At 62.5% G+C, this 1,127-nt stretch carries 1 pseudogene and 1 CRISPR repeat array; the pseudogene reads right to left on the reverse strand.

Annotated features, from left to right (window positions below):
- Nucleotides 1-625, reverse strand: a pseudogene (locus tag CAPSK01_RS13305) (hypothetical protein); the annotation flags it as partial.
- 174 nt (nucleotides 626-799) lie between these two features.
- Nucleotides 800-1,089: direct repeats of the CRISPR family, unit length 25 nt; unit sequence GTCACAAAGCCCTATCAACGGGCAG.
- Nucleotides 1,090-1,127: the final 38 nt, after the last annotated feature.

Below are 1,127 nucleotides of genomic sequence, written 5' to 3' on the forward strand. Positions count from 1 at the left end.
TGGGCCGCGGCAAGTCGCTGCCGTCACCGTGCTGCTGCACGAGGCGCTGCAGGCGAGTGTGCAGGGCGCCAAATAGCGGGTCGCCGACGTGCTTGCTGACCAGCGGCGAAACGAAGCGCACTCGGCAGGTTTGCCGAGGCGGCAGGTCGTCGGTCAGCGTCATTGCCGCAGGCATCGTCAGCCAGCCCACGCCAGGACGCCAGCTTGCTCCATTCGTCGCCGGCGTGCTGGCGAGTTCAATACGTACAGGTGAACCACTGAACGCCATGCCCGCGCCCCGATCGCCCAGTGCAGTCAGCCATTCGCCAACCGCAAAGACATTCCGGGCACCAAGCCAGCGGATGCCTACGGTCCAGGTCTCACGACGGTGTTGCCAGCCGTGCAGCCAGAACGGCGGCAAGGCCGCATCGTGCACCGGCTTGAATAGGGTCGGGTAAGCGCAGGCGCCAAGGGCGGGGCAGGTAGCACAGGCCGGAACCGGGAACGAACAGACGCTCCGAAACAGTGCCTGTCCCATCAAGCCGCGCCAGGCCGCACCGCTAAAACCCCTGCTGCGACTGAGCGCCGCGAAATGCAGGCACAGGCCGAACACCTCCAGGCCGGAAAACTCGTTATTGGTTGTCATTGCCGCGATTATGCGCCACGTATGTTCATGACCCATGCAACGGGCAGCGGCAGACAAAAATAAAAAAAGCCTGTGCCGGGATGCAGGCTTCGGCTGCTGGAAAGTCGCCCTCGCTATTAGCGGGGAGATTTGACGGATGAAAAACTTCGTCGTGCCAGGTCTAGCCGCGACCGCGTCACAGAGGTCTATCAGTGAGCAGGCCTGATGGGACATGGTCTCGGGGGGTCACAAAGCCCTATCAACGGGCAGATCTGACGGACGCAGACACGCCACCACACCAACGTAATCACTCTCGGGTCACAAAGCCCTATCAACGGGCAGGTCTGACGGACGCGCGTTCCTGCTGCTCAAGATGCGCCGGGAGGTGGTCACAAAGCCCTATCAACGGGCAGGTCTGACGGACGGACGAAGGAAGACAGACTTCGCCCGTCCGATGTGAGTCACAAAGCCCTATCAACGGGCAGGTCTGACGGACGCCGGGAATCGGCAGCAAAACCCTGGA

This window comes from Candidatus Accumulibacter vicinus (genome assembly GCF_000584955.1).
GTDB classification, from domain to species: Bacteria; Pseudomonadota; Gammaproteobacteria; order Burkholderiales; family Rhodocyclaceae; genus Accumulibacter; species Accumulibacter vicinus.